The sequence below is a fragment of the Kutzneria sp. NPDC051319 genome, from assembly GCF_040682195.1.
Taxonomy (GTDB): domain Bacteria; phylum Actinomycetota; class Actinomycetes; order Mycobacteriales; family Pseudonocardiaceae; genus Kutzneria.
In genome coordinates this window covers 94,641-116,791 of record NZ_JBFBAM010000025.1, presented here as the reverse complement: position 1 = coordinate 116,791, position 22,151 = coordinate 94,641, and the positions used below count along the sequence as shown (strand labels likewise).

The 22,151-nt window shown below is 71.3% G+C and carries 17 protein-coding genes; 11 read left to right on the top strand and 6 right to left on the bottom strand.

Features of this window, described 5'->3' with window-relative positions; all coding sequences use genetic code 11:
- Nucleotides 1-89: 89 nt before the first annotated feature.
- Nucleotides 90-1,286, bottom strand: a complete 1,197-nt coding sequence (locus tag AB0M73_RS24670; RefSeq protein WP_363894506.1) for an SGNH/GDSL hydrolase family protein — start codon at nt 1,284-1,286, stop codon at nt 90-92.
- A gap of 172 nt (nt 1,287-1,458) precedes the next feature.
- Between AB0M73_RS24670 and AB0M73_RS24665 the strand changes: the two genes are divergently transcribed.
- Together AB0M73_RS24665 and AB0M73_RS24660 are read left to right on the top strand one after the other, a co-directional pair.
- A complete protein-coding gene (locus AB0M73_RS24665) occupies nt 1,459-1,653 on the top strand; it encodes a twin-arginine translocation signal domain-containing protein (RefSeq protein WP_363894504.1) in 195 nt (64 codons plus the stop codon).
- Between the two features lie 6 nt (nt 1,654-1,659).
- Nucleotides 1,660-1,806: a hypothetical protein gene (locus AB0M73_RS24660; RefSeq protein WP_363894501.1), complete on the top strand. Its 147-nt coding sequence runs from the start codon at nt 1,660-1,662 to the stop codon at nt 1,804-1,806.
- An 18-nt stretch (nt 1,807-1,824) separates the two neighbouring features.
- Here the strand turns inward: AB0M73_RS24660 and AB0M73_RS24655 are convergent, their stop codons facing one another.
- Nucleotides 1,825-3,075 carry an extracellular solute-binding protein gene (locus AB0M73_RS24655; protein ID WP_363894498.1) on the bottom strand — a complete coding sequence of 417 codons (1,251 nt, stop codon included), beginning with the start codon at nt 3,073-3,075 and terminating at the stop codon, nt 1,825-1,827.
- 204 nt (nt 3,076-3,279) lie between these two features.
- Here AB0M73_RS24655 and AB0M73_RS24650 point away from each other — a divergent pair, with 204 nt between their 5' ends.
- Nucleotides 3,280-4,809 (top strand): serine/threonine-protein kinase, encoded by a 1,530-nt coding sequence (locus tag AB0M73_RS24650; protein ID WP_363894495.1) that lies wholly within the window; start codon nt 3,280-3,282, stop codon nt 4,807-4,809.
- A 16-nt stretch (nt 4,810-4,825) separates the two neighbouring features.
- On the opposite strand, the gene AB0M73_RS24645 is transcribed toward AB0M73_RS24650, so the two are convergent.
- Nucleotides 4,826-5,314 (bottom strand): glutathione peroxidase, encoded by a 489-nt coding sequence (locus AB0M73_RS24645; protein ID WP_363894492.1) that lies wholly within the window; start codon nt 5,312-5,314, stop codon nt 4,826-4,828.
- 26 nt (nt 5,315-5,340) lie between these two features.
- On the opposite strand from AB0M73_RS24645, the gene AB0M73_RS24640 reads away from it, so the two are divergent.
- Entirely contained in the window at nt 5,341-6,762 is a 1,422-nt protein-coding gene (locus AB0M73_RS24640; RefSeq protein WP_363894489.1) for an amidase, read from the top strand.
- 249 nt (nt 6,763-7,011) lie between these two features.
- Here AB0M73_RS24640 and AB0M73_RS24635 read toward each other — a convergent pair whose 3' ends face one another.
- The 3 genes from AB0M73_RS24635 to AB0M73_RS24625 are packed head-to-tail and all read right to left on the bottom strand — an operon-like array spanning nt 7,012 to nt 9,598.
- Nucleotides 7,012-7,662 (bottom strand): DsbA family oxidoreductase, encoded by a 651-nt coding sequence (locus AB0M73_RS24635; protein WP_363894486.1) that lies wholly within the window; start codon nt 7,660-7,662, stop codon nt 7,012-7,014.
- Between the two features lie 36 nt (nt 7,663-7,698).
- On the bottom strand, nt 7,699-8,304 hold the full coding sequence (locus tag AB0M73_RS24630) for a hypothetical protein (RefSeq protein ID WP_363894483.1): 606 nt from the start codon (nt 8,302-8,304) through the stop codon (nt 7,699-7,701).
- 28 nt (nt 8,305-8,332) lie between these two features.
- The gene (locus AB0M73_RS24625; RefSeq protein WP_363894480.1) at nt 8,333-9,598 is read right to left on the bottom strand and encodes a protein kinase; all 1,266 of its coding nucleotides are present in this window, start codon (nt 9,596-9,598) and stop codon (nt 8,333-8,335) included.
- Nucleotides 9,599-9,647: 49 nt separating this feature from the next.
- On the opposite strand from AB0M73_RS24625, the gene xylA reads away from it, so the two are divergent.
- The 7 genes from xylA to AB0M73_RS24590 all read left to right on the top strand — a co-directional run bounded on the left by xylA (nt 9,648) and on the right by AB0M73_RS24590 (nt 21,921).
- Nucleotides 9,648-10,826 (top strand): xylose isomerase, encoded by a 1,179-nt coding sequence (gene xylA / locus AB0M73_RS24620; protein ID WP_363894477.1) that lies wholly within the window; start codon nt 9,648-9,650, stop codon nt 10,824-10,826.
- Nucleotides 10,827-11,292: 466 nt separating this feature from the next.
- Nucleotides 11,293-14,214 (top strand): AAA family ATPase, encoded by a 2,922-nt coding sequence (locus AB0M73_RS24615; protein WP_363894474.1) that lies wholly within the window; start codon nt 11,293-11,295, stop codon nt 14,212-14,214.
- Nucleotides 14,215-14,224: 10 nt separating this feature from the next.
- A complete protein-coding gene (locus tag AB0M73_RS24610; RefSeq protein WP_363894471.1) occupies nt 14,225-16,492 on the top strand; it encodes an AAA family ATPase in 2,268 nt (755 codons plus the stop codon).
- Between the two features lie 5 nt (nt 16,493-16,497).
- Nucleotides 16,498-19,317, top strand: coding sequence for an AAA family ATPase (locus AB0M73_RS24605; protein WP_363894468.1), 2,820 nt, complete (start codon nt 16,498-16,500; stop codon nt 19,315-19,317).
- Between the two features lie 209 nt (nt 19,318-19,526).
- The gene (locus tag AB0M73_RS24600) at nt 19,527-20,219 is read left to right on the top strand and encodes a LuxR C-terminal-related transcriptional regulator (RefSeq protein WP_232241209.1); all 693 of its coding nucleotides are present in this window, start codon (nt 19,527-19,529) and stop codon (nt 20,217-20,219) included.
- A complete protein-coding gene (locus AB0M73_RS24595) occupies nt 20,216-20,863 on the top strand; it encodes a hypothetical protein (protein WP_363894465.1) in 648 nt (215 codons plus the stop codon). The genes AB0M73_RS24600 and AB0M73_RS24595 overlap by 4 nt, the downstream gene beginning before the upstream one ends.
- Entirely contained in the window at nt 20,860-21,921 is a 1,062-nt protein-coding gene (locus tag AB0M73_RS24590; RefSeq protein ID WP_363894462.1) for a cytochrome P450, read from the top strand. The genes AB0M73_RS24595 and AB0M73_RS24590 overlap by 4 nt, the downstream gene beginning before the upstream one ends.
- The last annotated feature ends 230 nt before the right edge of the window (nt 21,922-22,151 follow it).

Below are 22,151 nucleotides of genomic sequence, written 5' to 3'. Positions count from 1 at the left end.
GAGCTGAGCTGACGCTCCCCTTATGCAGGGAAGGACGCCTTACCCTCGTTGAACGAGGGTAAGGCGTCCTTCCCTGCATCGTCAGGGCGTCAGGGGAGCAGCTTGAGGTCCACGGCGTCGGCCATGGCCTGCATGCCGGTGGCGTTGGGGTGCAGGCCGTCGCCCGAGTTGTACGGCGGGTTGAGGCTGTGCGGGTTGGCCGGGTCGGCCATGGCGTGGTCGAAGTCGACGACGCCGTCGAAGGCGCCGCTGGTGCGGATCCAGTCGTTGACGGCCTGGCGCGTGGCCTCGCGGTCGGCGGGCTCGTTGTCGGGCATGATCGTGCCGCCGATGATCCGCACGCCCGCGTGGTGGGCCTGGGCGATGAGCTGCTGGTAGCCGCCGATGAGGTCGGCGGCGGTGAGCGGGCCGCCGGCGGTGTTGACGGCCGCGTGCAGGTCGTTGACGCCCTCCATCAGGATCACGGTGCGGACGCCGGCGATGCCGAGGGCGTCGTGCTGGAACCGTTTGAGGGCGCTGATTCCCTGCCAGATGTTGGGCACGTCGGTGAGCACGCGGTTGCCGCCGAGGCCGGCGTCGACCACGGCGTGGGGAGCACCGGCGGCGGCGAGGCGACGGGCGAGGTCGTCGGGCCAGCGCTGGTAGGCGCCGGTCGGGGTGTTGTAGCCGTCGGTGATGGAGTCCCCGAAGGCCACCACGGTGCTGCGGGCCGTGGTCGGCACAAGGTCCACACCGGACAGATAGAACCAGGAAGTCCTTGCGGCGATGTAGTTCCCGTCGCCGTCGTCCCGGCTGTGGTCGCCGGCATTGGACAGGAAAGTGGTGTCGAAGGCGTCGGAGTGCCAGGTGGCGGAGCTGGTCGCCTTGGGCAGGAACACGCTGACCAGAAGGTTCTGGCCGGCGGCGACGGACATCGGGACGGGGTCGCTGACCGCCTCGGAGCCGGCCGCGATGGTCAGGGTTTTCGAGCGGGAGAAGGTGACGGTGTGGTGGCTGCCGGCGACGGCCGTGGCCATGCCGCCCTGCACCGCCACATCGACCGCGCCGACGGACAACGGGGTCGTGCCGCGGAGATTGGACAGGGTGATCCGCGGCGAGCTGCCGGCGATGCTGCTGTGCACCACCATGCGGATCGTCTGGTTGCTGAAGTTGGGGCCGCCGATGGTCATGCTCGGGGCCCAGGTGGCCAGTCGGTTGGCGGCGTCCGTGGCGGCGGAGGCCGAGGTCGCGACGGTCGCCAGCGTCGTCGCGGCCACGATCGCCGCGAGCAGGTGTCTTCTTGTCACAGGCTTGCTCCACTCGGCACGTCGTTGTGGCGGGTGCGGTGGACAATACCGGACAGGATGGCAAATACATCCGACCTAATCTTGACGCTTTCGAACCGATGGCCTGAGCTGGCGTGGCACCGCCGCCGTCGCATTCGGAGGGAGCTCGTGCCAGGTCTGATTCGGGAACTCGGTGACCAGGCGGGGGTTCCTGGGTGGAACCGGCGCGTCGACGCTGGCCGCCGGCCTGGGCGGAACGCCCGCCGCTAACGCCGCCACCGTTACGGCTCCGGTCGACCTGCTGGGCCCATTCATCGGAGCAATCACCACGCGAGCCCCGGCTACTACGCCGTCGAGCTCGACCGCTACGCGGTGCGGGCCGAGCTGACAGCCGGTGCACCAGATGGCGTTCCTGTTCGCCCTGGCCGGCCGCCCCGACCTGACGCAGAAGTGGTCCCGGTACGTCTGCGAGCACGCCGACGCCACAGGATTGGCCGGTAACGACGGGGGTCTGCCCCAAACCGACATTCGGTGTGCCTGAGAGCGTGACTCGCGGGGGTTATCCGGGGGTGTTCAGGAGCTGGGTGATCTTGGTGTCGGCGGCGGTGGTGGCTTCGGGGATGGTGGCGCGGCCGTTGTAGACGGATTCGAGCATGTCCTGGATCACGTTGGCGTTGTCGACGGCCGACCAGCGGGTGGACAGCGGCGTGAACCAGCTTCTGCCGGCGGCGGTCAGCTCGACGGCGGTGACGCCGCTGACAAAAGTGGACAGGCCGGTGCTGTTCGGCACGAGGCCGCTCTGGCCGAGCAGGCCCTCGTACTGGGTGCCGGTCAGCAGCCGGATCCACTCGGCGGCCAGATCGGCCTGGCGACTGGCGGCGGGCACGACGAGGTTGGAGCCGCCGAGGAACACCGGCATCGGGCCGGTGGCCCCGGGTATGGGGAACACGCCGAGCTGCTCACCGAGCGTGGGGTACTTCTTGGCCACGGCGCTGGCCGTCACGCCCTGGTCGATGATCATCGCGGCGCGGCCGCTGCCGAGGGCGTCCACGTCGCTGGTCTCGTCCTTGTCGGCGGGCGCGCGGGAGACCTTCGCCACGAAGTCGGCCCAGGTGTGCAACCCGGCCTGAGACTTGGGCGACGACAGTGTGCCGGTCCATTTCCCGTTCTGCTGCGTGGCGATGGCGCCGCCGGCGTCGAGCACGAAGGGCAGGGCCGCGTACTGATAGCGACCGGGGAAGTACAGCGCGGAGAAATCCACGGCCTTGTTGGCGTTCATCAACTTCGCGGCGTCGGCCTCGAGCTGCGCCAGCGTGGTCGGCGGATCGCCGAGCCCGGCCTGCTGCCAGAGGTCCTTGCGGTAGATGACGACGCGGTCGCCGCCGTAGTAGGGCACGCCGTAGAGCCGGTCCTGGTAGCTGCCGGCGTCGCGCAGACCGGTCAGCCACGTGTCGGAGTTCTCGAAATCCTGCTTGGTGAGATCGGTGAGCTTGCCGGTGCTGGCGTAGGCCAGCACGTCGCTGTTGCCCATCTCCATCACGTCCGGCGGCGTCGCGGAGGCCATCCCGGCCTGCCAGCGCGCGTCCCGCCCGGGCCATTCCAGCGTGGTCAGCTTCACCTCGACGCCGGGGTGCAGCGTGTGGAACTGCTGGTCGAGCTCGGAGATGACGTTGTCGGGCGCGCTCTCCTTCATCAGCCAGACGTTCAGGGTGACGCCGGGCCCCGGCTGCGCGTTCGGCGGCGCCGCCCCGCACGCGGCGAGCAGCATCAGCGCCGTGCCGGTCAGGCCGAACGCGCGCACGTGTCTCATATGATCATCCCCCCGCCGGGACCGCGGTTGCGTGTGACGACAGTGAAGACGGTTTCGCACCGTGTCAATGCCTCCATTCGCGCAAGGCTGGGTATTGTCTACGGCGGTCTGCCGTTGTGGCCCCAGCAGCGTGGCGCGCGTGGCTGGTGACATGGTTCGGCAGGCGCAAGCGCATACGCGCGAACCCATGAACGAGGAGATGGCGTGACCGTCGATGGCCGGGTAGTCGCGGGCCGTTACCGCTTGGGCCGACGGATCGGCAGCGGCGCCATGGGCGTCGTGTGGCAGGCGCACGACGAGCTGCTGTACCGCACCGTTGCGGTCAAACAGCTGTTGCTGCAGCCGGGACAGAGCGAGGCGGACGCCGAGGAGGCGCGCCGCCGGGCCATGCGGGAGGGCCGGATCGCCGCGCGCCTTCAGCATCCCAACGCGGTCGCCGTGTTCGACGTCGTGGACGAGGGCGACGGCATGCCGTGGCTGGTGATGGAATACGTGCCGTCGCGCAGCCTGTCGCAGCTGCTGGAGGAACAGGGCACGCTGGCTCCGCAGGAGGCGGCCCGTATCGGCATGCACGTGGCCTCCGCGCTGGCCGCCGCGCACGCCGCCGGCATCGTGCACCGGGATGTCAAGCCGGGCAACGTGTTGCTGGGCGACGACGGCACGGTCAAGATCACCGACTTCGGCATCTCGCGGGCCCAGGGCGACTCCACGGTGACCGCCACCGGCATGCTCGCCGGCACCCCGGCCTATCTCGCGCCGGAGATCGCCAAGGGCCACGACCCGACACCGGCTTCGGACGTTTTCTCCCTCGGGGCAACGCTTTACGCCTCGGTGGAGGGCATTCCGCCGTTCGGCCTCAGCGACAACCCGTTGGCGCTGCTGCACAAGGTGGCGTCCGGGCAGATCGACCCGCCGCGGCAGGCGGGACCGCTCACGCAGCCGCTGCTGTCGCTGCTGTCCTCGGAGCCGACCGAGCGCGTGACGATGGTCCGCTGCCGGGATGCGCTGGGTGCGGTGGCCGCGGGCCAGCCCGCGCCGCCCATGCCGATGCCGCAGCAGATGCACATGCCGACGGTGGCCACCGCGCAGCGTCCGGCGCCGCCGATGGCGACGCGGATGGACCAGCGTCCGGTCGGCGGTCCCTCGCGGTCCACCTCGACCACCGCCATGCCGCCCGTTCGGCCGAAGGGGCCGCAGCAGTCGGGCGGCATGGGCCGCGGGCCGCTGATCGGCATCGCCGCGGCGATTGTCATCGCGGTGATAGTCGGCGTGATCGTGGTGACCAATCAGATGAAGGACAACACCGGGGGCGGGTCCGGCGGTGGCGGCGGCTCCCAGGCCGGCGGCAGCTCGCAGACCACGACCAACTCGCCCGCGGCGACGGCCATCTCGCGGCAGCCGGTCACCGCGTCGCCGGACGAGGGCGTGCAGCAGCAGGCGATCACCGAGTTCTACGCGCAGCTGCCCGGCAACGCCCAGAACGCGGCGGCGGCCTACCTCAGCCCGGACTTCATCGGCGGCGCCGACGCGTTCGTCAGCCAGATGAGCGGGCTGAAGTCGGTGACGCTGGACAACATCCGGCCCGGCGACTTCTTCTTCCAGGCCGACGAGCACCTCGTGGCCAAGGACGGCACGAAGACGGTGCAACCGGTGGGCATCGGGCTGAAGTGGGCCGGGAGCCAGCTCTACATCAACAAGGTGCAGAACCTGGGCGCCGCCAAGTCGGAGAGCTGATCCCGGCCCCCACAGCTCAGGCCGGCAGCACCGCTTCGACGGCCGCGACCAGCTCGGTGTCCTCGGGCTCGGTCCGCGGGCGGAACCGGCCGACCACCTTGCCGCCCGGCGCGACCAGGAACTTCTCGAAGTTCCACTGCACGTCGCCGGCCGCGCCCTCGGCGTCGGAGGTCTGGGTGAGCTCGGCGTAGAGCGGGTGCCGCTCGTCGCCGTTCACCTCGATCTTGGACATCATCGGGAACGTCACGCCGTACGTGGTGGAGCAGAAGCTCTGGATCTCCTCGGCGCTGCCCGGCTCCTGGCCCATGAACTGGTTGCAGGGCACGCCCACGACGCTGAAGCCGCGGTCGGCGTAGCGCTCGTGCAGCCGCTCCAGGCCGGCGTACTGCGGGGTCAGGCCGCAGCGGGAGGCCACGTTCACGACGAGTAGCGCCTTGTCACCGAGCGCTCCCAGGGTGGTCGCCTCGCCGTCGAGTGTGGTCAGCTGAAGATCCAGGATGCTCATGGTTCAAGCCTAGACGGGGGACGCGCGTGGCCGAGTTGCACGAGCTGTCGGCGCTGGAGCAGGCGGCCGCGGTCCGCTCACGGACGGTGAGCCCGGTCGAGCTGGTCGACCACCACCTGGACCGCATCTCACGCCTGGACGGCCTCCTGCACGCGTTCGTGACGCTCACCCCCGAACTGGCCCGTGAGCAGGCCGAGGAGGCCGAACAGGCGGTCATGGGCACGCCGGCCGAGGAGTTGCCGCCGCTGCACGGCGTGCCGACGGCGATCAAGGACCTGTCGATCACCCGGGACGCCCCGACCGCGTTCGGCTCGGGCGCGCTGGTGGGCTTCCGGTCGCCGCTGGACGCCGACGTCGTCACGGCGCTACGGCGGGCCGGCCTGATCAGCCTGGGCAAGACCGCGACCCCGGAGTTCGGGCTGACCGCCCACTCGGCGACCGATTTCGGCGCCGAGCCGCGGACGCCGTGGAACCTCGGGTACTCGGCCGGCGGCTCCAGCGGCGGGGCCGGCGCGGCCGTGGCCGGCGGGCTGGTGCCGATCGCGCAGGGCAGCGACGCCGGCGGTTCGATCCGCATCCCGGCCAGCGTGTGCGGGCTGGTCGGGTTGAAGTCGTCGTGGGGCCGGGAGTCGTCCGGGCCGACGCCGCCGGACCCCGCGCAGCTGGCCGTACGGGGCGTGCTGACCCGGACCGTGCGGGACACCGCCGCCGGCCTGGACGCCCTCGTTGCGTACAAATCGGGCGGGCTGGCGCCGCTGCCCCGGCCCGCCGGGTCGTACTTGGCCGAGGCCGACCGCGACCCCGGGCGGCTGCGGATCGGCCGGTTCACCGCCGCGCCCAACGGCGCCGCCGTGGATCCGGAGTGCGTGCGGGCCGTCGACGTGGCCACGGAGCTGCTGGTCGCCGCCGGGCATGTGGTCGAGGAGATCGAGACGCCCTCCGGGCCCGCGCTCACGGAGCTGTTCGTGAAGGTGTGGGCCCTCAAGGCCGCCGGGGCTCCCGTGCCGGCGGGCAAGGAGTCCCTGCTCCGGCCCGTGACGCGGATGTTGCGGGAACGCGGGGCCGGGATTTCCGGCGTGGAGGCGTTCGCGCTGCTCGCGGCGATGCAGGGGCAGGCGCGGGCGGTCATCGACCGGACCGCCGGGTACGACCTGGTGCTGTGTCCGACGCTGGCCCTGCCGCCACGGCCGGAGGGGTGGTTCACGGAGTCGGGGGACCCGGCCGAGGAGTTCGAGCGGACCATGCAGTTCGTGGCCTTCACGCCGTTGCAGAACGTGACGGGCCAGCCGGCGATGTCGCTGCCGGTGCACTGGACGCCGGAGGGCCTGCCGGTGGGGGTTCAGCTGGTGGGCCGGGTGGGGGACGAGGCGACGCTGATCTCGGTGGCGGCCCAGGTCGAGGCCGGCAGCGGCTGGCTGTCCCGGACGGCCGACCTGCCAGAGCACTGAACCCCCGCGAGTCCCGCTCTCCGGCACACCGAAATGCGGTTTCCGGCACACCGGCGAGTCCCGCTGTCGGACAGGAATGGTGCAGGTTCTGGCGTGCGCGAGTCCAGCGTTGGTGCCGGTTGCTGTGGGGCGCGAGTCCCCCGCCCGCCTAACGGGTGGTGACGGTGCGGGCTTCGGGGCGGCGGGGCCAGGGGCGGCCGGCCGGTGGGCGCTGGGAGGTGGGGCGGTTGGGGGTGCGCATGAGGGGGCTCAACTTCGGGCGTAGGAGGACGTGTCCCAGGCCTCGGTGAGGGCCTGGCTGAACAGCTCGGTGGGCTGGGCGCCGGAGACGCCGTAGCGCATGTCGAGCACGAAGAACGGCACGCCGTTGGCGCCGAGACGCGAAGCGGTGGCGGCGTCCTCCTCGACCTCGGCGGCGTAGCGGTCGGAGGACAGGACGGCCTCGACCTCGGCGGGGTCCAAGCCGACCTCGACGGCCAGTGCGGCCAGCGAAGAGGGGGAGAAGACGGAGCGGCGGTCGGTGAAGTGGGCCCGGAACAGGCGTTCGACCATGGCGTCCTGGAGACCCGCGGAAGCGGCCAGGTGCACGAGGCGATGGGCGTCGGCGGTGTTGCCGATGTGCAGACCGTCCATGTGGTACTCGAGCCCCTCGCCGGCGGCGGTGGCCTCCATCTTGGACTCCATGGCGGCGGCCTCGGCGACGTCCATGCCGTACTTGCGGGAGAGCATCTCGGTGGACAGCTCGGTCCGGCCGGCGGGGTAGGTCGGGTCGAGCTGGAAGGAGTGGTGCACGACCTCGATCTGGTCCCGGTGCTCGAAGCCGGCCAGGGCCTGCTCGAACCGACGCCGCCCGATGTAGCACCACGGGCAGATGATGTCGGACCAGACGTCGACGCGCACCACAACTCCTCCAGCTCACGAAACAGCGGGAAACTCCTACCCAGTGCGACGCAATCCGAGGGCGTTTTGTTCCAGGGCGGCCAGTTCGCCGATCACCCGGCGGCGGCCCTTGCGCCAGTCCCCGGCCGGATCGTCGCTGACGCGGGCCAGCGAGCGCAGTGGCAGCCGGGTCAGGGCTCGCAGGGCCAAGAGGTCCTCGCCACCGGCGAGGCGTTCGAGACTGCGGGCGGCGCCGGCGGAGCGGGCGTACCGGATGCGCAGCGGGAGCCAGATCAGCAGGGCGAACAGCACGGGGGCCAGCACGAGCGCGACGGGAACCCAGAAGGCCAGGCTCTCGGCGGTGTCGATCTCCCCGTTGCCGGCGTTGACCAGGGTCGAGCCGGCATTGGTGCCGGCGCCCAGCGCGTCGGCCAGCTGACCGCCGACCAGGGGAACCTTGCCGGCGCTGGCCGCGGCGTCGCGGAACGTGTCCCGCAGCCCGCTGCCGGCGTTGACGAGCCCGTCACCCGGGCCCCGTAATCGCCGGACGGTGTCGTGAACCTGGAACCCGAGCCAGATCCAGCCGCCGATCCACGCGAGCGCGACGACATCGGCGAGCACCTGACGCAGGAACCGGCCCGGCCGATCCGCGTACCACTTCACCTTTCCCTCCCGACAACATCGAGCAACATCAACTTGTGGGTGCGACGGAAGTCTGTTCCTCGGCCGTGGTGCTGGTGTTCTCGGGTGTGGTCGTGGTGGTCACGGGAGCGGGCGTGGTGGTCGCGGTCGTGGTCGTCGGCGCGGTGGAGGTGGTCTCGCCGGTGGCGGCAGGAGTCGTGGAGGTGGTGGTCGACCGCGTCGACCGAGTCGTGGCGCGCACGGGCGCGATCTGTTCCGGCGCATGGGAAGTCGTCGTCGCCGACGGGGGAGCGGCCGGCGACTGGCTGTGCTGGGCCGGCGGCGGCCCGGTGTGCAGCAGGAAGAACATCACGCCGGCCACGGCCGCCAGGCCGAAAGCGCCGACGGCCATCGGGGCCCGCCGCCGGTGTTGCGCGGCGGACGGCGCAGCGGACGGGATCGGCACGGAAGAAGGCTGCATCGGCACGGTCGTCTGCACGAGCGGTGATCCACTCAGCGCCATGAAGATCTCGTCGGAAGAGGGCCGTCCGGCGGGGTCCTTGTCCAGCAGCCGGGTCAGCAGCGGCGCCAGCCACCCGGCCTGCGTCGGCGCCGGCACCGGATCGGTGAGCACGGACGTCATGGTGGGCAGGGGATCGCCCCGGTCGAACGGCACGATTCCTTCTACAGCAGCGTAGAGCGTGACGCCGAGCGACCAGAAGTCCGACTCCGGCCCGCATTCCAGCCCCCGCAGCCGCTCGGGCGCCATGTAGGCGGGCGCGCCGACCAGGGTGCCGACGCCGGTCAGGGTGCTGTCGCCCTCGGCGCTGGCGATGCCGAAGTCGGCCAGGAAGGCGTGCCCGGCGGCGTCGAGCAACACGTTGCCGGGCTTGACGTCCCGGTGCAGCACCCCGCTGTCGTGGGCGGCCCGCAACGCCGACAACAGCTCAAGGCCGATCTCGGCGGCACGATCCGGCGAGAGCGGCCCGTCCAGCGTGATCACGTCGGCCAGGGTCCGGGAGTCCACGTGCTGCATGACGATCCACTGCCGGTCGTCGTGCTCGACGACGTCGTAGACCATCACCACGTTCGGGTGGACGATGCGGGCGGCGGCGCGGGCCTCCCGCAGCACCCGCTCGCCCTGGCCGGTGACCTCCTTGACCGCCACGTCCCGCCCGAGCAGCAGGTCCCGCGCCAGCCAGACGGTGCCCATTCCGCCCGCACCCAGCGTCCTGACCAGGTCGTATCTACCGGCCACTGGCGGCGAGGGCGTAGCTTCGCTAGGACTCACCCTGACCAGGTACCCGCGTTCACCGAGGGGCAATCGGGCCGTCATTGACTGCCTGTGCGGCCGATGCTTAAGTTCGGCTAACTAACTAAGCCAGATGGAGGTCGACGTGGCCGCGGACCCGACACCGGCGGACAGATTCAGCTTCGGTCTGTGGACGGTCGGCTGGCGCGCGAACGACCCGTTCGGCGAGCCGACGCGGCCGGCGCTGGATCCCGTCGAGTCGGTGCGCCGGCTGGCCAAGCTGGGCGCGTGGGGTGTCTCCTTCCACGACGACGACCTGATTCCGTTCGGCGCCGACGACGCCGTGCGCGAGGAGCGGGTGAGGCGTTTCCGCAAGGCGGTCGACGAGGCCGGCATGACCGTGCCGATGGCGACCACGAACCTGTTCACCCATCCGGTGTTCAAGGACGGCGGCTTCACGAGCAACGACCGCTCGGTGCGGCGTTTCGCGCTGCGCAAGGTGTTGCGCAACGTGGATCTGGCGGCGGAGCTCGGCGCGAGCACCTATGTGTTGTGGGGCGGGCGTGAAGGCTCGGAGACCGACGCCGCCAAGGACGTCCGTGCCGCGCTGGACCGCTACCGCGAGGCGATGAACGTGCTCACGCAGTACGTCGTCGACCAGGGCTACAACCTCAGGTTCGCCATCGAGCCCAAGCCGAACGAGCCGCGCGGGGACATCCTGCTGCCGACCATCGGCCACGCCCTGGGTTTCATCTCGACCCTCGATCGCGAGGAACTGGTCGGCGTGAATCCCGAGGTCGGCCACGAGCAGATGGCCGGGCTCAACTTCGTGCACGGCATCTCGCAGGCCCTGTGGCAGGACAAGCTGTTCCACATCGATCTCAACGGCCAGAAGGGCCCGCGGTTCGACCAGGACCTGATCTTCGGCCACGGTGATCTGCTGTCGGCGTTCTTCCTGGTGGACCTGTTGGAGCAGGCCGGATACGCCGGCCCGCGGCACTTCGACTACAAGCCGCTGCGCACCGAGGACATCGACGGCGTGTGGGCCAGCGCGGCCGCCAACATGCGGACCTATCTGCTGCTCAAGGAGCGTGCGGCGGCCTTCCGGGCCGATCCCGAGGTGGGGGAGGCGCTGCGCGCGGCCAAGGTCGACGAGATCCTGCTGCCGACGCTGTCCCGCCGCGAGTCGGTGGCCGACTTCCGGGCCGCCGAGGCGAACTTCGATCCGGACGCGGTAGGGGCCAGGGGGTACGGATTCGTGCGGCTCTCACAGCTCGCGCTGGAGCATCTGGTCGGCGCGCGGAGCACATGATCGGGTGTGCCGCCGACAACTGCCGACTTTTCCCATGGAATCCCCAGCTTCCGCTCCGTCAAGATCAATCTTGCGATTTTTTCACCAAGCAGGCATTCGGAACGGCGGGTATTGGCAAAAGGTGACACCCGTTTACTTCGAACAATTGGCCGGTGGAGCGCGACAACGCGGGCGGGCGATGCCCAGGGCCCGGGCACTGGGCCGTCCGCCGGTCCGGCCGATCGCCCGACCACACCGAACCGTGCTCCGAAGGGGGGCGGTTGCTCAACAAAACTTCATCGGCCGGCAATCATCGTGTTTACATCATCGACGGTGGTGTAGGAACCCCTGGGCCACTCACCCTAGGTGTCATCGGGGGGTGTCGCGTGGTCACGTCTGATCAAGGTCAGATCGTCGGCATTTTCGGGACCGTTAGGGCAGGGCTTCGGTATCCTTCACCGCCGGATGGCGGCTGTCCTGATAAGCAGTGGGTCGTCGCAGCCAGACGCGAGAGGGAAGGCGGTCTGCCCTGAACCCGGATCGGAGGCTCGTCTCCGCCGGCGCGGCACCGGATTCGTCCATACAGGACAAAAACGGCGCACCCGCGGTCGGTCGGGTCCTGCTGGGCAGGGCCGACGAGCTGGCACAGCTGGAAGCCAAGGCCGAGCTCGCCGTCGCCGGGCGCGGCCAGGCCGTGATCATGCGCGGGCCGTCGGGGATCGGCAAGACGCAGCTGCTGCGCACGGCCGAGCAGCGCTTCGCGGCCCGCGGCATGCGGGTGTTGCGCGCGGAATGCGCCGAGGTGAGCAGCGGCTCCGGTTATGCGGGCGTGCGTGCGCTGTTCGAGGGCATCGATCAGGACATGGTGACGGGCGCGGCCCGCTGGGCCCGCTCGGCGCTGACCCCGGCCGGCGACGGCGATGTGCCCAGCGGCGGATATGCCGTGCTGCACGGGCTTTACTGGCTCGTGGTCGGCCTGTCGAGCGAGCAGCCGCTGGCGCTGATCGTCGACGACGGCCACTGGTGCGACAACTCCACCCTGCGCTGGCTGGACTTCCTGCTGCGCCGCGCCGACAACCTGCGGCTGCTGGTGGTCGTCGCGCAGCGCACCGGCGTCGACGACGGCGAGCTGCTCAACCAGCTGGCCACGCACGAGTGCTGCACCGCCGTCGAGGTTCGCCCGCTGGGCACCGAGGATGTCGTCGACCTCATCGCCGCCGGCCTGGACGAGGTGCCGGCGCCCGCGTTCGCCGCGCGCTGCAACGACGTCAGCGGTGGAAACCCTTTGCTGCTGTACCGGCTGCTGGGTGAGCTTCGGCGCAACGGCGTGCAGCCGGACGCGCAGAGCGCCGGGCTGGTGCAGGAGATGGGCCAGGACGTGCTGACCGCCTCCGTGGTGTCCGCGCTGGGCAACCAGCCCGACTACGTCACCGAGGTCGCCCGCGCCGCCGCGCTCGTCGGCACCGCGCAGCCGCACCTGATCGCGGCGCTGTGCCGGGTGCCGGTCCGCTCCGTGATCACCGCTCTGCACCTGCTGGTCCGCTGCGACGTGCTCGACGAGGAGCGCAAGGCCTTCGTCCATGATCAGGTCCGAACCACCATCCTGGGCGGCATCTCCGAGGAGGAGCTGCACGCCACCCGGGCCCGGGCGGCGCGGCTGCTGAGCGACGAGGGCGAGCCGGCCGAGGTCGTCGCCGGCCACCTGCTGCTCACGCCGGTGGACGAGCCGTGGATGCCGTCGGTCCTGCGCGACGCCGCCACGAGCGCCAACCGGCGCGGCTCCGCCGAAGCGGCCATCGGCTACTTGCAGCGAGCGTTAGGATCCAAATGGTTGGACGTCGACACCAGGACCAGGCTCCAGATCGACCTGGCCGGCCTGCTCGCGCAGGTCGACCCGGCGAGCGCGCTGCCCGCGCTGCGCGAGGTGCTGGGCCGGCTGTCGGATCCCCGTGAACGCACGCCCGTCGCCGCACTGTTCGCCCGCGCCGCACAGCCGGTGTATTCCTCGCAGGAGGCGGTGGAACTGCTCGTCGAGGTGATCGACCAGCTGGACGCCGTGATCGGGCCCGATCCCGGTCCGGCGGACCAGGAGCTGCGCATGCTCGCCGAGGGCGCGCTGCTCATGTCGGCCACCGACGAGTGCTCCACGCTGCCGCTGGCCACCGCGCGGGCCCGCGCGCTGCCCGACCCGCCCGGCCACACCGGTGCGGAGATGCTGACCCTGTCGTTGATGGCGATGCTGTCGGCCTTCGAGGGCGGTTCCGTGGAAACGGTGCTGCGCCGCGCTCGTACGGTGATGGAGACACCGGACGTCTCGGTCGACGGCCTGACCCTGCTCGGCGCCTCGCTGGCCTTCGAGATGGCCGGCGACATCGACTCCGCGCTGGCCGGCCTGGAACGCACGTTGGCCGAGACCCGGCGGCGGGCCGAGCCGGTGATGCACGTGATGGCGCTGGGTTTCCGGGCCGTGATGCAGCGCAGGCGCGGGGAACTGGCCGAGGCCGTGGCCGACGCGCAGACCGCCGCCGACGTCGCCGGGCAGGAGCTGCCGGGCCTGCTGCTGACGCTGCCTCAGATCGCGCAGGCCGGCGTGTTCGCCGACCTCGGGCAGCCCGACCGGGCACTGGAGCTGCTGGGCGAGGTCGTCCGGCCGCGGTACGAGGAATTCGGCTGGGAGTGGTACAACTACGCGCTCGTCCGGGCCAAGGTCTCGCGCCAGCTCGGCGATCTCGAAGGGGCGCTGGAGATGTTGCGGCGCTGTGAACGCAGCATCGACGAGGCCGGCATCACCAACCCGATGTACGTGCTGTGGTGGCCCGAGGCCGTGGACATCCTGGTCGAGCTGGGTCGTCGCGACGAGGCCGCCGAGCTGGTCGAGCGGATGAGCGCCGGCGTGCAGCAGCGCTGGCCGATCCCCAAGGCCGCCGGTCTGGTCGCGCTCGTCACCGGTGTCGTGGCCGAGGACCCGCGCGACGCGGTGGCCCCGCTGACCGCGGCCGTGGAGCGGCTGGAGGCCTGCGGCGCGGTGCCGGACCGTATCCGCGCCGGGCACCGATTGGGGCAGGCACTCCTGCGGACGGGTGATGTGCGGCAGGCAAGGCAGGTGCTGCGCGCGACGATGGACGTCGCCACCCGAAGTGGGGAACGCGCCGAGCTGGCCGAGATCGGCAAACTGGTGGTGGAAGCGGGCGGCCGGGTGCGCAAGCACACCGACTCCCCGATGGACGCGTTGACCGGCAGCGAGCGGAGGGTGATCGCGATGGCGGCCGACGGGCTGAGCAACCGTGCCATCGCCGAGTCGCTGTTCGTGGCGCTGCGCACGGTGGAGGTCCACCTCACCAGCTCGTACCGCAAGCTCGGCGTCTCCGGTCGGGCCGAGCTGACCGCGATGCTCCGAGCCGAGCGGTAAACCGGCGGCCATGATGTCGCGCGCCCCGGCTTTTGTCGACACGCTCGCCGATCGCCAGATCGAGGTCGCCCTGCTGCGAGCGGTGTTGGCCGGGGCGGCCGACGGGCGGTCCGCGGTGGTCGCCGTGGAAGGCCCGCCCGGCATCGGCCGCACGGCCCTGGCGGCCTGCGCCGACACGCTGGCCGCCGATGTCGGCATGAAGGTCGTGCACGCCACCGGGTCGCCGAGCGAGGCCGACACGCCGCTGGGCGTGGTGGCGCAGCTGATGGCCCCGCTGCTGCCGCCCGACAGTCCACAGTGGAACCTCTTGCGTAACGGGGCCGGACCGGCGGCGCTGGGCCAGCTCATCCGGGAGTTCCTCGCCCCGGCGCGGCAGCGGCCGCTGCTGGCGATCGTGGACGACGCGCAGTGGGCCGACCCGGAGTCGTTGCGCTGGCTGCAAGGCGTTGCGCGGCGGATGACCGGCACCCGGCTGGTGCTGCTGCTGACCGTGCGCAGCGGGGCCGACCTGGCCGAGACCGCCATCACCGCCACCCACCAGCTGCGGCTGGCCCCGCTCGACGCGGCGGCCGTGCGTGCGGTGCTGGACCGCGAGTTTCCCGACGGCGTCAGCGAAAAATTCGCGGCGGTGGCGGCCGAGGCCACCCGCGGCAACCCGGCGGTGCTGCGGGCCGTGCTCGGACGCCTGAGCGCGCAACGGGTCCTGCCCGACGACAAGGCCGTTCCCCAGCTGCGCGAGGCCATCGCCGAGGCGACCAGCGACCTGGTGTCCCGCACCATCGACGGCCTGCCGGCCGAACTGGTGTTGCTGCTGCGGGCCATCGCCATCTGCAACGGCATCCTCGACTTCGACCTGGTGTGCACCGTCGGCGGCCTGCACTCCTGGTCCGCGCCGCGGGCCCGGGCCATGCTGCACAACGCCGGCCTGACCACGAGCGGCGGGCGGCCGCTGCTGGCGGCCTGGGTCTCGGCTGATCGGCTGCTGGCCGGAATGCCCGTGGCCCAACGTGAATCGATGCACGTCCATGCCGCGCGGCTCGGGCATCTCAGCGCCGCCGAGGACACTGGCGTGGCGGCGATCCTGTTGGGCACCAAGGCGATCGGCGAGTCGTGGGCGGTGGACGTGCTGCGCCGCGCCGCCGCCTGGCACAACCTGGCCGGCGACACCGTGGCCGCGACCAAGCTGCTGTCCCGGGCCACCCGGGAGACCGGGGATCCGGTGGCGCACGCCAAGGTTCTGCTGGAGCTGGGCGAGATCGAGCTGCTGGAGAGCACCGAGGCGGCCGACCGGCACCTGGGTCAGGTGATCGTCTCCGAGGGCGGGCCGGAGATCGGGCCGCTGCGAGTTCGGGCCGCCGACCTGCTCTTCGCCCGTGGCGCGGGAATGCTGGTGCGACGGCTCACCGCCACCGCCTACCGCAGTCATCGTCTGGACGAGGAATCCACCGACCAGCTCCTGGCGCTGCACTGGCTGGCCGAGGACGACGCCGCGATGCCGATCAGCCTGGACGGCCCGGCCACGCTGGTCGCGGAGCCGGAGAACCCGACCCAGGCCGGCGTCGCCGCCTGGCACCTGGCCACCGCCGGCCGCAACATCGAGTTGTGCAAGGTGTTGGCGCGCAAGGCAATCGCCTCCGACGGCCCGGTCGGCGCGCGGACCTGCGCGGCGTGGGCGCTGGCTGTGGCCGACGAGGTCGACGAGGCCGGCACAGCGCTGCGCACGCTGATCGGGAACCTGCGGCTGCCCACCGACCGCGCGCTGGCGGCGTACGCCTGGAGTTCCTACGCCGATCTGTTCGCCCGCAACTTCGACCTGGACGCCGCCGAGCGCGCCCTGGCCACCGCGCTGGAGCTGCTGCCGCTGGCCTGCTGGCACCCGCGCGTGTCGCCGAGCCTGGTCGCCGCGCAGGTGCTGCTGTCCCTGGCCCGGGGCGAATTCGAGACTGCGCAACGGATCGCGCGTGACCACCCGGCCCCGACCGGCCTGCCCGACGGCATGACCTGGCCGCACCTGCTCTACGCGCACGGCCAGCTCCGGCTGGCCGGCGGCGACCACGAGCAGGCCGCCGCCATGATGCTGGAGTGCGGCCGGCAGCTCCAGGCCAAGACCGCGGACAACCCGGCCCTGCTGTCGTGGCGGGGCCCGGCGGTGATCGCGTTGCGTGCGCTCGGACGGACCGAGCAGGCGGAGAACCTGTTGGCAGCCGAGTACCGGCTGGCCAAGACGTGGGGCGCGCCCAGCGTGGTGGCCCGCGTCGAGCAGCTGAGGAGGGACTGACCACCGTGCTGTGCGAACGGGAGACCGAGTTCGGCCTGGTCGCCGAGGCGTTGCAGGCGGCCGCCGACGGCCACGGCTCGCTGATGGTGATCACCGGCCCGCTCGGCATCGGCAAGACCGCGCTGCTCGGTGGTTTGCCCAGTCTCGCCGGCCTGCAGGGGGCGCGTGTGATGCGCGCCAACGGGGCCCTGCTGGAACAGGACTTCGCCTTCGGCCTCGTACGCCAGCTGCTGGAGCCGGTGCTGGCCGGCGTCGACCAGCGTCAGCGCGACGCCTGGCTGGACGGCGGGGCCGAACCGGCCCGCCTGGTGTTCGACGACCTCGACGGCCCGGACGAGACGCAGGAGTGGGAACACCTGCGGTGGGACGACGGCCGGCCCGACGGCGGCGTCCGGCACACCGTCCTGCACGGCCTGCTCATGCTGCTCACCAACATCAGCCTGCAACGGCCGGTGCTGCTGGTCGTCGACGATCTCCAGTGGGCCGACCAGCCTTCCCTGCGGTGGCTGGGGTATCTGGCCAAGCGCCTGGGCGGCGTCCGCGTGACCGTCGTCGTCACGGTGCGAGAAGGGGATCCGCTCTCGGAGCGGCCGCTGGTGCGGGCCGTGACCGACGGCGCCCGCCGCACGCTGCGCCCCGGGCCGCTGTCGCTGGCCAGCACCCGGCTGATGGTGGCCGAGGAGTTCGGCGAGCCCGGCGAGGAGGACTTCGTCCAGGCCTGCCACGAGGTCTCCGACGGCAACCCGATGTTCCTCATGTCGGTGCTGCTGGGCATGGCCGTCTCCGGCTACCGGCCGATCGCCGCCGACGCCCCGATCGCCCGCACCCTGCTGCCGTCGCAGCTGCGCGAGCGGCTCACCTCGTGCCTGAGCAGCCAGCCTGCCGGCATCCAGTCCTTCGTCAAGGCCATGGCCGTGCTGGGGGAGCAGGCCGACGCCGAGCTGCTGGGGCAGCTGTCCGAGCTGGACCCGATCGGCTGCGTGGAGGCGGCCCGGGTGCTGGACCGGATGGGCCTGCTGGCCTGCACCACGCCCGTGCCGAAGTTCCTGCACATGGCCGTGCAGGACGCCGTCGAGCAGCTCATGCGGGCCGACGACGCCGAGCGCCTGCACCGGCGGTCCGCGGCCCTGCTGCACGCCGGCGGCTACCCGGCCGAGCAGGTGGCCGCGCACCTGCTGGTGATCAGCGCGGATCAGGACGACTGGACCATTCTGGTGCTCCGGGCGGCCGCCGACACCGCGTTGTCACGTGGCGCTCCCGAAGTGGCCACTCGCTATTTGCGGCGCGCTTTGCTCGATTGTTCATCGGATGGACCCGATCGCGCCATGCTGCTCGTCGATCTGGCCACCGCGGAATGCTGGTTCGATCCGGCCGCCGCCGTCCGGCACATTTCCCAGGCCGTTCCCTTACTTAGTTCGACGCGTGAACGAGCGCTGGCCGTGGCGCGAATCGCGCCGCCTTTGCTCGGCGTCGCCTCCTCGCCCGTGCTGGACGTGATCGCGCAGGTCGCGGCCGAGCTGGGGGATCCGGACAGGCTGACCGGCACCGACCGTGAGCTGGCGCTGTCGCTGGAGGCCCGGTTCCGCTGCACCCAGGCCGACAATCCGGCCCGGCTGGCCATGGCCGTGGAAAGGCTGCGTGAGCTGGGCGAACATCCCTCGTTGGAGACCCGTGGCGAGCGCGAGCTGGCGGCCGTTCTCGTGCATTCCGGGACGCTGAGCGGGAGCCTGCCGGCGGCCGAGGCCGTGCCGCTGGCCCGCCGCATCGTCGAGCACGAGCCGGCGGTGGCGAGCCATTCGCACGCCGCCGTGCCGCTGGTGGTCACCACGCTGGTCGCCGGGGACGCCGACGACGTGGCCGGGCCGTGGCTGGACCTCGCCCTGAGCCAGGCCCGGCGGCAGAACGCCGTCGTGCCGCAGGCGATCATCACCACCCACCAGTCCATGATCCTCATGCGCGCCCGCCTGCTGGCCCAGGCCCGCGCCGCGGCCGCCGAGGGGCTCTCCCTGGCCGACGCCGACTGGCTGCGCACCGTCTCGGCGCCGACCAAGGCCCTGGCCATGGTGGCCATCGAGACCGACGCCGTCGACCTGGCCGAACGGCTGCTGGCCAAGTGCACCGAACGCGGCGAGGCGCTGCCCAGCCTGTGGCCGCTGCACATGGTCCGGGCCTGGCTCGCCGCCCGCGACGGGCGGCTCGGGCAGGCCCTCAACCACCTCTACGACCTGGGCCGGCGCACCGAGCGCATCGGCTGGCGCAACCCCGCCGTCGTGCCGTGGCGCAGCTGGGCCGCCGGCCTGCACCACCAGCTCGGGGAGCAGGGCGAGGCCGTCGAGCTCGTCCGCGCCGAGCACGAGATGGCCCGCGAGTGGGGTTCGGCCATGGCGATGGGCCGGGCGCTGCGGGTGTGGGGGGCCATCACCCCCGGCGACAAGGGCGAACAACTCCTGCGGGACTCGGTTACAACGTTGGAGAACAGCGCCCACCAACTCGAGCTGGCCCGCGCGCGGCACGCCCTCGGGGCTCGGCTGGGCGGCGCCGAGGGGGACGCGCACCTGAGGCACGCCGGTTCGGTCGAGTCCACCCCCTGGCTACCCGTACGGACCACTACTCCCACCCGTGCCACCACCCCGAGGACCGAGCTGACCAAGACCGAACGCAAGGTCGCGATGCTCGCCGCGGCCGGCCGAACCAACGGGGAAATAGCCGATGAGCTGGGCGTTTCCTCGCGGGCGGTGGAGAAGCACCTGACCAACTCGTACCGCAAGCTGGCCGTGCCCGGCCGCGCCGGGCTGGTGGCGGCCATGCACGGACATACCGACTGACAACGTTGTCAGACCGGGTGCGGGGGACCGAACCGCACCTACCGCACCCCTGCCACCCCACCGAACCAACAGAGAAGCACGACCACAGTGTTAGTGCCCACTAGAGCCCACGCCGTAGACGTCGTCGACTTGGCCTTCATACGATCGTTCCGTACTCGAAGAACGGCTTATCCGCCTCGTTGTCAACGCCAACACAACCGGGGGTCCTCGTGTCCGAGTCCTACAGTCGGCCACTGAGCGTGGTCACCGAACTCGCCGACCGGCGAATGGTTGCCGACCAGTCCGACGACCTTTTCCGATCGCTTTTCGAGCGTTCCGGAGTGTGCATCGCCGCTCTCGATCCGGCATATCGGGTCCTTGAGGCGAACGCCGACCTGTTCCACCTGCTCGACCGCTCCGCGCCCGAGGTGACCGGCCGCGAGTTCACCGATCTGCTGCACCCCGGCGTGCGGGCCGGGCTGCGCCGCCAGTTCGCCAAGCTGACCGAGGGCAAGCGCGGCCGCTTCACCGAGCACGTCGTCGCTATGCGCCCCGACGGCACCGTCGTCGCCGGCAACCTCACCGCCGTCGCCGTGCGGGCCAACAACCGGGTCGCCGCCTCGATCCTCATCCTCATCACGCCCAGCAACCCGGCCAAGTCGGGCCGCGTCGTCGTCGACCAGAGCAAGGTCCTGACCGACGTGGACGCGCGCATCCTCGAAGGTGTCGCCGCCGGCGTCTCCACCGTGCAGATGGCCTCGCAGCTCTACCTGAGCCGGCAGGGCGTCGAGTACCACGTGAGCGCCATGCTGCGGAAGCTCAAGGCCCCCAACCGTCCCGCGCTGGTCTCCAAGGCCTACGCGCTGGGCATCCTGTCCGTGGCCACCTGGCCGCCGCGCGTGCTGCCGGACTACGTGAAGTGATCGCGCCTCGCGACCACGACCTGTTCGCGGCCGCGACGAGTGCGTTCGACCGGCTCGACCCCGTGATCGGCTGCTACGGCCGGCCAGGGCGGGCGCTGGACGTGCGCATCGCCAACAGCCTGCCGCGGAGGCTTCAGGTGATGGAGATGCGGGACAAGCACTACCGTGACACGCTCACGGGACTGGGTGTCCCGGTGTGGGACTCCTACGACGAGGATGCGGTGCAGCTGCTGTGCACCGAGGACGACCGGCCCGTCGGCAGCCTTCGGCTGACCGCCAACACCGAGCACTCCGGCGATCTGCACGACGACTTCTCCGGTGTGCGGTCCGTGGTGGCGCCCGGGCGTTTCGCGGTCGTCGGGCGAGCTCTGGTGGTGCCGGAGCAACGGGCTCATGGGGTGTTGACGGCCGTGGTGCACGCGGCGTGCCGATGGTGGCTTCGGCACGGCGACAGCGCCCGGCTGGTGGTGACCTGCTTGTCGGCAACGGTGCCGGCCGCGGTTGCCTTCGGCGGGCGGGTGCTCACCGAGCCGCTGCCGCTGGGACCTTGCGGGGTTCCCGTGGTGCTGGTCGAGGTGGACGCCCGGCGGGCCGTGGACAACGGCTGCCGGTGGCTGGGTCAGCATGGGTGGTCGGTGGCGTGAAACGGGTTCTGACGCCGACCGGTCATCCCGCCTGGCTCGCGACCAGTTACGCCGACGTGCGCCTCGTGCTGTCCGACGCCCGTTTCGGCAAGGCGCCGCTGGCTTCCGGTGGCGAGACCACCCGGTCCGGGCGTTTGCTGCCCGGGCTGCTGTTCACCACCGATCCGCCCGTGCACACGTCTTTGCGCGACGAGCTCCTGGCCGCCATGCGCATGTGTCCCAGCCGGTTGCTGCGGGATTCCCTTGTGGGCGAGGCGGATTCCCTGCTTTCTGCGGTTTCCGGCGACCTGGTCGGCTCCTACGCCGCGCCGTTGGCCATGTGGGCCATCGGCTCCTGGCTCGGTGTTCCTGCTGAGGACTACTCGCGTTGTGCCGAGTGGTCGTCCATCGTGTTGTCGTTGAACAGGTTCCCGGGTTCGGTGGTCGAGGACGCCCAGTGCGCCTTGATCGGCTACCTGGAGGGCCTGGCCCGGCGTCGGGTGTCCGAGCCGCAGGCCGACCTGTTGACGGCATTGACCGTGACCGCCGCCGTGCCGGCCCCGCTGGCCGCGACCGTGTTGGCCACCGGCTACGAGACCCTGGTCGCCGGCATCGCCAACGCGGTGTTGACCTTGTTGACCGCCGGTCCCGGCTTCTCTTCGTGGCCCTCGTCCCGGGTGGAGGTCCGGCGCCTGGTCGACGAGCTGCTGCGGTTCTCTCCCCTCGGCGGCACCCTGCGTTCCCGCTGCGCCTTGGAGGATGTGCCGATCGGTTCCGTCGTCGTCGGCAAGGGCGAGGTCGTGCTGGCCGCCACCGGCCCCGCCAACCGCGACCCTGCTCGTTTCGTCGACGCCGAGCAGTTCTGCCCCGCCCGCCGCGACAACCGGCACATGGCCTTCGGCGTGGGCGAACGCTTCTGCGCCGGCTCCCAGTTGGCGGTCATGGTGCTGACCATTGCCTTGGAGCGCATAGCCTTCCGCTACCCCGGCGTGCGGTTGGCCGTCGACCCGTCGGACGTGGTGGTCTTGGAAGGCGCCGCCGAGCCTCGACCCGTCTCGCTCCCCGTCCACTGGCTCTGAACCCCCGCGAGTCCCGCTCTCCGTCACACCGAAATACGGTTTCGGGCAGATCCGCGAGTCCCGCTCTGGGGCAAGCATGTGTTGAGTTGATGGCTGCCTGAGCGCGGGACTCGCCGGTGCCGGGGGGAGTTGTCGGCTCTGCTCGGTCTCTCTGATCTGTCGGTTCCGTCAGGTCGGGTTATCGGCCCGGCTCCATCCCGCCCGGCGACTTCACTCCGCTCAGCGAGCTG

What these genes read in the sequence shown, in the direction of transcription:
- xylA (WP_363894477.1), top strand. Translation starts at nt 9,648, where the DNA reads ATGGAGGTCGACGTGGCCGCGGACCCGACACCGGCGGACAGATTCAGC.
- AB0M73_RS24655 (WP_363894498.1), bottom strand. Translation starts at nt 3,075, where the DNA reads ATGAGACACGTGCGCGCGTTCGGCCTGACCGGCACGGCGCTGATGCTG.
- AB0M73_RS24625 (WP_363894480.1), bottom strand. Translation starts at nt 9,598, where the DNA reads ATGACGGCCCGATTGCCCCTCGGTGAACGCGGGTACCTGGTCAGGGTG.
- AB0M73_RS24645 (WP_363894492.1), bottom strand. Translation starts at nt 5,314, where the DNA reads ATGAGCATCCTGGATCTTCAGCTGACCACACTCGACGGCGAGGCGACC.
- AB0M73_RS24610 (WP_363894471.1), top strand. Translation starts at nt 14,225, where the DNA reads ATGATGTCGCGCGCCCCGGCTTTTGTCGACACGCTCGCCGATCGCCAG.